8 protein-coding genes are annotated in these 9,523 nt (G+C 72.9%); 3 read left to right on the top strand and 5 right to left on the bottom strand.

Annotated features, from left to right (window positions below):
- Positions 1-114: 114 nt before the first annotated feature.
- Entirely contained in the window at positions 115-681 is a 567-nt protein-coding gene (locus ACGFMK_RS42535; protein WP_392775546.1) for a cysteine hydrolase family protein, read from the bottom strand.
- 31 nt (positions 682-712) lie between these two features.
- A complete protein-coding gene (locus tag ACGFMK_RS42530; RefSeq protein WP_392775543.1) occupies positions 713-1,384 on the bottom strand; it encodes a TetR/AcrR family transcriptional regulator in 672 nt (223 codons plus the stop codon).
- 79 nt (positions 1,385-1,463) lie between these two features.
- Here ACGFMK_RS42530 and ACGFMK_RS42525 point away from each other — a divergent pair, with 79 nt between their 5' ends.
- Both ACGFMK_RS42525 and ACGFMK_RS42520 read left to right on the top strand, forming a co-directional pair.
- Positions 1,464-2,360, top strand: coding sequence for an MBL fold metallo-hydrolase (locus ACGFMK_RS42525; protein ID WP_392775541.1), 897 nt, complete (start codon positions 1,464-1,466; stop codon positions 2,358-2,360).
- 42 nt (positions 2,361-2,402) lie between these two features.
- On the top strand, positions 2,403-2,705 hold the full coding sequence (locus ACGFMK_RS42520) for a ribosomal protein L7/L12 (RefSeq protein ID WP_392775538.1): 303 nt from the start codon (positions 2,403-2,405) through the stop codon (positions 2,703-2,705).
- 161 nt (positions 2,706-2,866) lie between these two features.
- Here ACGFMK_RS42520 and ACGFMK_RS42515 read toward each other — a convergent pair whose 3' ends face one another.
- Both ACGFMK_RS42515 and ACGFMK_RS42510 read right to left on the bottom strand, forming a co-directional pair.
- Positions 2,867-4,705 carry an FUSC family protein gene (locus ACGFMK_RS42515; protein WP_392775535.1) on the bottom strand — a complete coding sequence of 613 codons (1,839 nt, stop codon included), beginning with the start codon at positions 4,703-4,705 and terminating at the stop codon, positions 2,867-2,869.
- A gap of 98 nt (positions 4,706-4,803) precedes the next feature.
- Entirely contained in the window at positions 4,804-4,980 is a 177-nt protein-coding gene (locus ACGFMK_RS42510) for a CsbD family protein (RefSeq protein ID WP_247052075.1), read from the bottom strand.
- A gap of 260 nt (positions 4,981-5,240) precedes the next feature.
- On the opposite strand from ACGFMK_RS42510, the gene ACGFMK_RS42505 reads away from it, so the two are divergent.
- Entirely contained in the window at positions 5,241-5,522 is a 282-nt protein-coding gene (locus ACGFMK_RS42505; RefSeq protein ID WP_392775532.1) for a hypothetical protein, read from the top strand.
- A 48-nt stretch (positions 5,523-5,570) separates the two neighbouring features.
- Here the strand turns inward: ACGFMK_RS42505 and ACGFMK_RS42500 are convergent, their stop codons facing one another.
- The gene (locus tag ACGFMK_RS42500; RefSeq protein WP_392775530.1) at positions 5,571-9,230 is read right to left on the bottom strand and encodes a family 78 glycoside hydrolase catalytic domain; all 3,660 of its coding nucleotides are present in this window, start codon (positions 9,228-9,230) and stop codon (positions 5,571-5,573) included.
- Positions 9,231-9,523: the final 293 nt, after the last annotated feature.

Genomic DNA, 9,523 nt, shown 5'->3' with positions numbered 1-9,523 from the left:
ACATGGTCAACCGGCAGGGACACGGTCTGCCGGACACCGATCGGCCCGCCGCCCGAACCCGGTTGCCGTGCCGCTGTCGGCCTCGTCCACCATCAAGGCGGAGAGCACCGTCGGTCAGGCGGGCGTCTTCACCGCGAAGTCCACCTCCGCGGTTGTCACCGTGCCACCGACCCGGCCCGGTGCCGTCTGATGCTGCCAGTACAGGTTCGTGTGGGCGATGACCGCGCCCGGCTCCGGCGCCCCGTACGCCGTCAGGTCCTCGGTCGTGTGCGCGTCGGCGACCAGGGTCGCGTCGTAGCCTCGGGTGATCGCGCCGTGGAGGGTCGAGCGGATGCAGGCGTCGGTCTGGGCGCCCGCCACGATCAGGTGGCCGATGCCCCGCGCGGCCAGCACCTCCTCGAGGTCCGTGTCCTCGAACGAGTCGCCGTACTCCTTGTGCACCAGCGGTTCCGCGTCGCGGCGGACGAGTTCCGGCACGTACTGCCAGGTCTCGCTGCCCCGCGGGAGCTCGTCGCTGGTGTGCTGCACCCACACGACCTCGGTGCCGGCCGCACGCGCCCGGTCCACCAGCGTCACGACGTTGGCGAGCACCGCCTCGCGGTCGTGGGCGCCGTCCAGCACGCCGTTCTGCACGTCGACGACCAGCAGCCCGGTGTTCGGCCGGTCGGTCAGTGTGGTCATGGTGCCCTCCCCGTCGGTGGTCGCGACCACTCTAAGCCGGGCCACCGACATTTTCGCGGGCCTGCCGCTCGGTGTGCGACGTCCGGGGGAGCGGCCAGGGAGACGACGGCTCGGGTTCCTCCGCCAGCCCGGTCAGCACGGCCCCGATCAGCCGCTCGGCCTGCCGGTCGATCGCGCGCGGCCCGTCGAGGCGGACCAGCCCGTCGGCCAGGAGCGTGGCGAGGCCGTGCATCGCCGACCAGACGACGATCTCCGCGCCGGGCCGCGCCGACGCGGGCAGCCCGCCCTCGTCGGCCAGCCGGTCGAGTTCGGCCGCGAACACGTCGTGGGGGTGCGGGGAAACCGCGTCGCCGGGCTCGGCGCGGTGCGCCGCGAAGACCAGCCTGGCCACGGCGGGGTCTTCGATCGCCCAGCGGACGTAGTCGCGGGCCGCCGCCACGAGCCGCTGCCGGGTCCCGCCCCGGGCGCGCGCGGCGGCCCGGGCCATGCGCTCGCCGAGGCGGGCGACCAGCCGGTCGGACAACGCGCGGACCAGCACGTCCCGCGACGCGAAGTGGTGGTAGGCGGCGCTCGGGCTGACCCCGATCCGCACCGTGGCCTCCCGCAGGCTCCAGCCGTCGGCCCCGCGCTCGCGCACCAGCGCCTCGGCGCCGTCGAGCAGCGCGTCGCGCAGGTCTCCGTGGTGGTACCGCTCGCGTGCCATGGACCTGATCTTAACGCCGCTCAGAATCTGTACTATGTTCAGATGTGGAACTGAACACCGATCAGATGGGAGCCCGGGCATGAGCGCAGACCTGCCCGATGTCACGGAAGCCGCGCCGCCGTTCGTGCGCGGCGAGCCGGCCGAGGTCGCCGACGGCGTCTTCGTCCTCCACGACAACCGGGTGCCGCTGGTGCCCAACATCGGCTTCGTCGTCGGCGAGCGGGCCACGCTGGTCGTCGACACCGGCCTCGGCCGCCGCAACGGCGAATACGTGCTGGCGCAAGCGAAGAAGCTCGCCGGGGACCGGCCGCTGTACCTGACGACGACGCACTTCCACCCGGAGCACGGCTTCGGCGCGGAGGTCTTCGCGGGTTCGGCCACGATCATCGCCAACCGGGGGCAGCGCGACGAGCTGGCCCGCAAGGGACCCGGGTACGTCCAGATGTTCCGGGGCCTCGGCCCGGCCATCGCCGAAGAACTCGAGGACGTCACCTTCGTCGACCCCGACTTCGTCTACGAAGGCCGGGCCGAGCTCGACCTCGGGGGCCACCGGGTCGTGCTGCGGGAGTGGGGCCCGGCGCACAGCGCGGGCGACCAGACGGTCCTCGTCGACGATCGGGTGCTCTTCACCGGCGACCTCGCGGAGACCCGGATGTTCCCGATCGCGCCGTACTTCCCGCCCCACGACACCGATTTCGACGGCGGCCGCTGGATCGACGCGCTCGGCGGCATGGCCGAGCCGAACCCGGAGATCGTCGTGCCCGGGCACGGCGAAATCGCGGATGTGACGCTGCTCCACGACATCCGCGGCTACCTCGAGTACGTCCAGGCGGAGGTGACGCGGCTCAAGACCGCCGGCGCGTCCGCGGAGGAGACGGCGGCAAAGGTCGGCCAGGACGCGCGAGCCCGCTGGCCGGAGTGGGCGAACCCCGAGTGGATCGGCCTGGCGGCCACGGCGTTCCACGCGGCCGGCTGAACCTCCGGCGAACCGCGCGACGGCTCGCCTACGATGTCCACCATGGACTACACGCTGCTGGCCGTCGTCGTGCTGGTCGCGGCCGTCGCGCTGGGCGCCTCGGCCAACGACCGGCGGGTCAACCGCCTCGAGCGCCGCCTCGCCCGGATGGAACTGAAGCTGGACGCCATCGCCGGGCACCTCGGCGTCGCCGCCGCGGAAGCGGCCCAGCCGCAGCTCGCGGACCTGCCCGAAGTGCGGAAGTACCTGATGGAGGGCAAGAAGATCCAGGCCATCAAGGCCTACCGCGAGAGCACGGGCGCGGGGCTCAAGGACGCGAAGGACGCCGTGGAGCGGATGCTCTGACGTCGCGCGTCCGAAGGTCGTTGGCGACGGTGCCGCGATGGGACGCGAAGCCGCCTCTGCCGTCGGGGCCAGGGCCACGAACGCTGAACGCCCGGCCGCGATCTTGCGGGCGTCGGCTCGAAGTGCTGGTGTCGCGCGTGCCGGCGTCCTGCAACGCGGCACTAGCCGCCGAGGGCCGGGGCGGCGTGGCGGACCCGCAGGACGTCCGCGATCACCGTGTCGGCCACCAGGCGCTGCTCCTCGTCCAGCGGCTCGTCCGGTGCCGTGATCGCCGACGAGCCGCGCAACGCCTGCGCGGCCGACGCCGTGAACCCCGCCATCGGGCCCGAGCCGCCGCGCAGGAGCAACGCCCCGGCCGACGCGGCCAACCCGCGCAGGCCTTCCGCGGCCGAGTCCAGTGCGGCCTGCTGCCCGGCCTCGGGCGGCTTGCTGCCCGGCTCCGGCGCCCGCAGGTCCTGCTGGGCGCGAGCCGCGGCACGGAACCGCACGCCGAGTTCGCGCCGTCCGGCGGGGTCGTCCCGCAGGGTGGCGGCGACCGCGGTGAGCAGGGCCCGGGTCGCGTCCACGGCCTCGGTGAACCGCTCCGCCAGTGACGGCTTCCGCACCCCGGGCACGGCGGCGAAGCCGAACAGCAGCGCGATCGCCACGGCCAGGACCATCAGCAGCACGTACTCGACGAGCAGGGTCCGCGCGTCGAGGTGCTTGGTCGCCGCGTTCATCCCGACGCTCAGCAGCACCATGCACCCGTTGAACACCGTCGGCTTGCTCCGCATCAGCGGGAACCCGGCCAGCAGTGCGACCAGCGCGATCGGCAGGAGCGCGTCGTGCGGCAGCAGCCACAGCACCAGCGCCAGCACGACGGCGCCGCCCAGCGCGCCGCCGACCCGCTGCCACGCCTTGCTCAGCGTGTCGCGCCATTCCGGCTGCAGCACGGCGAAGGTTGTCATGAGGAACGACACCGTGAGCGGGTCGCCCGGCCGGAACCGCGCGACCACGAGGGCGAGCAGCATCCCGAGTGCGCACCGGACCGCGTGCCGCAGCTGAGCCGAACGCCAGGAGAGCGCGCCTTCCGCCTCGTGGCGCAACGCCGTCCGCACGGCCCGGCGCGGAATGTCCACAACGGACTCGTCGCGGGTGAGCACGGCCTCGCGGACCGCGTCGACGCCCGACCACAGCTCGTCGACGAGCCGCCGCGTCTCGCCGGGCAGGTCGACGAGGAGATCGGGACGGGTGGCCGCGACAACCTCGTCCGGAGCGTCCTTCGCACGGACGGCTTCGGCGAGCTGGACGAGTTCGGCGTCGGCCGCGTCGAGGATCGTGCCGAGCGCGGTGGCCTGGTCTTCGGTCAGCGTGCGCCGCCGGTCGTCGAGCACGGAGGCGGTGGCGCGGGCCCGCGCACCCGCGCCCAGTACGCGGGTCTGCCACTTCCGGGGCCGGTCGGCCAGCCACAGCCGCACGGCGCGCTCGGCGGTGTCACGCCCGCCGCCCGCGAGCGCGTCGGCCAGCGCTTCCCGCGTGGGCTTGCCGGGGTCGCCGATGCCGAGCAGCAGCCGCAGCACGATCGCCACCCCGGCGGCGAGCGCGGGCGCGCCGATGATCTGGCCGGCGGACGCGGTGCCGGTGAGCTGGAAGCCGTAACCGAACACCGAGGCCATGCCCAGCCCGAGCCCGACCGTGACGAACCGCGGGCCGAGCGCCGGCAGCAGCGCGGCGGTGAACACGACGACGGTCAGCAGCGCGATCGCGGCGACGTCCGAGACCGCGCCGAGCAACCGGGGCCCCGCCACCCCGGCCACCACCACGGGCGCGTAGCCGGCGAGCAGCACGAGGTCGGAGCGCAGCGGACCGCCGGTGGCGGCGATGAAGCAGAACAACGCGGTGAGCCCGGCCAGCACCACCGTGTTCCCGAGGCCGGCCGCCACGCCGATGCCCGCCGTCGCCCCGACCACGGCGACGATGAACACGAGCATGCCGACGCCCTTGACCAGGCCCTTGACCACATCAACCCTTCGCCGCGCGGATCACCGTGGTCATCCTGGCACGACGCGAAACCGCCGCACCCCGCGAGGCGGGATGCGGCGGTTGCGGGAAGAACAGATCAGTCCTTGACGCCCTTGATGGCGTCCTTGATCTTCTCGCCGGCCTGCTTGAGGGAGCCCTTGGCCTGGTCGGCCTTGCCCTCGGCCTGCCACTGCTCGTTGCCGGTGGCGTCGCCGACGGCCTCCTTGGCCCGGCCCTTGAGCTCTTCGCCCTTGTTCTCGATCTTGTCGTTCATCGGGTGCACCTTCCGTCAGGCGACATTTCCGGATCGGCCTGTCGCCACGAGGGCCTTGGAGGTGGGTTACCCGCCAGTCGCGCGCGTACACATCGAGCCAGCCGTCCGGGTGACGTGAGAGCCGTCACGCCCCCGCGTGGAGCAGGCGTAGCGTGGCGAGGACCGACACGACCGGAGGAGGCCTCAGTTTGAAGGCGACGAACGGTGCGGGCGGCCCCTGCAGGTTCTGCGGCAGGCTCCCGCGCTCGGGGGCGCCCCGGGTGCCCGGCCCGGCCGGCCCGATCTGCCTGGACTGCGTCCGGGCCGGCTTGCGGGTCGTCGGCGACGGCGAGGAGCGCACGAACGAGGCGGGTGAGCGCCTCGACGCGGTCAGCGACCTGCAGGCCCCGGTCTGCGAGTTCTGCGGCCGCCGCGAACGCCGCACGTTCCTGGGGTTCCGGCGCCCCCTGGTCCGGCTGCGCTGCGCCCCGCGCGACGCCGTGATCTGCGTCGACTGCCTGGACAGTGCGGGTGACGCCCTGAATCTCGCCCTGCGTCAGTGATCCGAGAGGGCCGGTGCCGCCGCACACCGCGACGGCACCGGCCCGGTCTCACGCGGGAGCGGTGAACACGTACGACCCGGCAGGCACGAAGTACGTGCCCGCCGCCGACGGCACCGCCTCGGCCGGCGCGGTGACCGCCCCCGGCTGGGACGTCGGGACCTTCACCGTGGCCGAGGTGCCCGCCGGAACGGTCACCCGGAGGGTGAGCGTGCCGCCGGCGATCGACCAGTCGCTGACCGCCCCGCCGTACGGCGTCTCGTACGACGACTTCGCCGAGGTCAGCCCGCCTCCCGGCTGGGGTGCCACGGACAGCGCCGCGTACCCCGGGGCCGCCGGGGACAGGCCGCCGACGGACCGGTAGAGGAAGTCGCCGACCGAGCCGAGCCCGTAGTGGTTGAACGAGTTCATCCCGGGATCGTTGAACGAACCGTCGGTCTTGATGCCGTCCCAGCGTTCCCAGATGGTCGTGGCGCCACGGCCGATCATGTAGCCCCAGCCGGGGAACCCGGGCTGCAGCAGCACCTGGTACGCGACGTCGGCGTGCCCGTGCGAGGCCAGCACCGGCAGCAGGTTCTCCACGCCGAGGAAGCCGACGCTCAGGTGCCCGCCACTGGCGGCGACCTTCGCGGCCAGCTTGTCCGCCGCGGGCTGCACCCGTGCCGCCGGGAGCAGGCCGAACGCCAGGGCCAGCACGTACCCGGTCTGCGTGTTCGCGCCGACCGTGCCGTCCGCCGCCGAGAACCTGTTCGTGAACGCCGCGGCGATCTGGTCGGCGAGCGTCCCGTACTTCGTCGCTTCCGCGGTGCGCCCGGTGGCCGCCGCCATCCGCGAGACCAGCCGCGACGAGTACGCGAAGAACGCCGTCGAGATCAGGTCCTGCGCGGTGTTGTCGTTGACGTTGAGCCAGTCCCCGAACGTCTGGTGATCGCGGATCAGGTCCGCGCCGGACGTCGAGCGCAGGTACTCGACCCACTTGACCATCGCGTCGAAGTGCTCGTTGATCACGCCGGTGTCGCCGTAGCGCTGCCACAGGGTGTAGGGCACGATGACGCCCGCGTCGCCCCAGCCCGCCGTGCCCGAACCGTCGAGCACCCCCGGCGCGACGTCGGTGAACGACCCGTCGGCGTGCTGGGCGTCGGTCAGGTCGTCGCTGAACTTGCCGAGGAAGTTCGCGACGTCCAGGTTGAACGTCGACGTGCCGGCGAAGATCCCGATGTCGCCGGTCCAGCCCAGCCGCTCGTCGCGCTGCGGGCAGTCGCTCGGCACCGACAGCATGTTGGAGCGTTCACCCCAGAGGATGTTGTGCTGCAACTGGTTCACCATCGTGTTGGACGAGGTGAACGTGCCGGTCTGCGCCCCGGACGTCCACATCGCCCGGCCGGTGACCGTGTTGGCGGTCGGCGCGGACGGCAGCCCGGTCAGCTCGACGTACCGGTAGCCGTGCACGGTGAACCGCGGCTCGTACGTCTCGGCGCCGCCGGTGCCGGCGAGGGTGAACCGGTCGGTCGCCTGGGCGGCCCGGAGGTTGTCGGTGTAGATCGTGCCGTCGGGGTTGAGCACCTCGGCGTGCCGCAGCGTCACCGTGGTCCCCGCCGGTCCGGTCACCGAAAGCCGGTCGACACCGCCGAAGTTCTGGCCCATGTCGGCGACCCACACGCCCGGCTTGGGCTGGGTGATGGCGACTGGGTGGAACTCCTGCTGCACGGTGACGCCGTTGTCCACTTGGGACACCAGGTTCGGCTTCGCGTCCGTGCGGACCCCGGCGGCCTGCCACGCGCTGTCGTTGAAGCCGGGCTGGTCCCAGCCCGCCGGCGCGAGCCGTGCGTCGTAGGTTTCGCCCTGGTAGAGGTCGTCGGCGCGGATCGCGCCGTCGCCGGTCTTCCACGTGCCGTCGGTGGCGACGGTCGCGGCTGTGCCGTCGGTGAACGTCAGCCGCAGCTGCGCCGAGTACCACGGCTTGGTGCCGTAGCGCTGGCTCCCGGCGATGCCGAGGCTGCCGGAGTACCAGCCGTTGCCCAGCATCGCGCCGAGCGCGTTCTCACCCTGCCGGATCTGGCCGGTGACGTCGGAAACCCGGTACTGCAGCCGTTTCGTGTAGTCGGTCCAGCCCGGTTCGAGGACCTCGCCGCCGACCTTGGTCCCGTTGAGCCGGGTCTCCTGCAGGCCGAGTGCGGTGGTGAGCAGGCGCGCGCTCGCCACCGGCTTGCCGACCGTGAAGCTCTTGCGCAGCAGGGGAGAGGGCGACGCGACGACGACGTTCGACGCCCACGGCCCGCTGCCGTAGGTGGTCAGGGCCCGCGCCGCGGTCCACGCGCCGTCGTCGAACGTGCCCTGCTGCCAGCCGGACGGCCCGGTCTGGTTCGCCTTCCAGGACCCGTCGGTGACGACGGTCGGCCCACCGGCGACCGTCAGCTTCGCGATCATCCCGGCCGGGCTCTGCGTGGTGTTCTCGCTGCTGATCGCGATGACGTTCGCGCCGGTCGTGAGCAGTGAACCGACGTCGACGACGGCGGCCTGCTTCCACGAGTCGGCGGTGCGCGGCGAGGAACTGACCTGGGTGCCGTTGACCCACACGGTCGCGGTGTCGTCGCCGGTCACCACGAGCGTGGCCTTCGACGGCGCCGCGCTCAGCTGCACGGTCTTGCGGAAGAACCGGGTCGCCGGCGGGATCCCGCCGGCCGGGTCGCCTTCGGGGTACCAGACCCAGCTGGCCCCGGCGAGGTCCGGGCCCGCCGCCGAGCGCCCGATGAACGCGCCGGTCCACTCGGTGGCCGGGGCACGCAACGCGGTCTCGAACCGCTGCACCGCGCTCCAGCCGCTCGCGCGGCCCTGGGCGTCCCAGACCCGGACGCGCCAGGTGTAGGCGGTCAGCGAGCCGAGCGCGGGACCGCCGTACGGGACGTCGGCCTGCTGCGCGGAGGCGACCTGGCCGCTGTCCCAGACGTCGGATCCGTTGGCGGACACCACGATCTGGTACGCCGACTGCCGCTGCTGCGACGCCGACGACGTCAGCTTCCAGCCGAACCGGGCCTGCGCCGGGTCGACGCCGATCGGGTTCGCCCGCGTGCCGACCGTCGCGCTCGCGACCGTGAGCGGAGCGGCGCCGGTGGAGTCCGGCGTGGTGACGCCGGCGCCCCAGGGCGCGGCGCCGTAGCCGCCGAGATCCGCGGCCGCGGGCCACGAACCGTCGGCGAAACCGGGCTGTTCCCAGCCCTCCGGCGCGGTCTGCGCGCTCTTCCAGCCGGCGCCGGTCGTCAGGTCGGTGGTGCCCGAGGCGGTCGCGACGTGCACGTGGCCGAGCAGCCCGGCCGGGCCGCCGGCGTTGCGGACCGCGACGGCGAGGGTGTTGACGCCGGGGACGAGCGCGGGCCGCAGGTCCACCGGCAACGCCGTCTTCCAGGAGTCGGCGACCCGCGCCGAGGAGGCGAGGGGCTTGCCGTTGAGCCAAACGTCGGCGGTGTCGTCGCCGGTCACGCTGAACCGGGCGTCGCTGACCGCGCCGGTCGCGACGGTGAAGGTGGTGCGGAAGTACCGGGTCGCGGCCGGGGCGGACACCCGCGCGTCACCCTCGGGGTACCAGATCCAGTGGGCCCCGGAGAGATCCGGTGGTGGCGCGGCGCCCGCCGGGGGAGCGGCGGCGCCGGAGAGCACCAGGGTCGCGGCGAGGGCGGTGGTGGTGGTCGCGCGCCAGAGCTGGGATCGCGGCATTGCGGCTCCTGGATGACGGGGACGGGGCTTACGGATCCTTAAAACGTTTCAATCCAGTGTGATATGTGACTGTAATCAGAGGATCATTCATCCGCAATACTCCACTGGAAGCAGCGGTGATCGTCCACGCTTGTCCGATCGTCGCCGCGTAAATCGTTTTAGGTCACACACCCGGCGGTGCCGAGCGCGGTGAAGCCTGGCGTGGTCGACCGCCTCCCGGCCGGGAAAGCGCTGTCCTTCTCTAGGGCTTTTCCGTGAACGGGCGACGTAGGGTGGAGCCGACACCGCAGTCG

Origin of the sequence: Amycolatopsis sp. NPDC049252 (genome assembly GCF_043197175.1) — a bacterium.
In the GTDB taxonomy this organism is placed as follows: Bacteria; Actinomycetota; Actinomycetes; order Mycobacteriales; family Pseudonocardiaceae; genus Amycolatopsis.
This window is presented reverse-complemented; position numbering and strand designations above follow the sequence as displayed.

Excerpts from the sequence above, each read along its gene's own strand:
- ACGFMK_RS42510 (WP_247052075.1), bottom strand. The coding sequence starts at position 4,980 with ATGAACGACAAGATCGAGAACAAGGGCGAAGAGCTCAAGGGCCGGGCC.
- ACGFMK_RS42525 (WP_392775541.1), top strand. The coding sequence starts at position 1,464 with ATGAGCGCAGACCTGCCCGATGTCACGGAAGCCGCGCCGCCGTTCGTG.
- ACGFMK_RS42520 (WP_392775538.1), top strand. The coding sequence starts at position 2,403 with ATGGACTACACGCTGCTGGCCGTCGTCGTGCTGGTCGCGGCCGTCGCG.
- ACGFMK_RS42535 (WP_392775546.1), bottom strand. The coding sequence starts at position 681 with ATGACCACACTGACCGACCGGCCGAACACCGGGCTGCTGGTCGTCGAC.
- ACGFMK_RS42500 (WP_392775530.1), bottom strand. The coding sequence starts at position 9,230 with ATGCCGCGATCCCAGCTCTGGCGCGCGACCACCACCACCGCCCTCGCC.
- ACGFMK_RS42530 (WP_392775543.1), bottom strand. The coding sequence starts at position 1,384 with ATGGCACGCGAGCGGTACCACCACGGAGACCTGCGCGACGCGCTGCTC.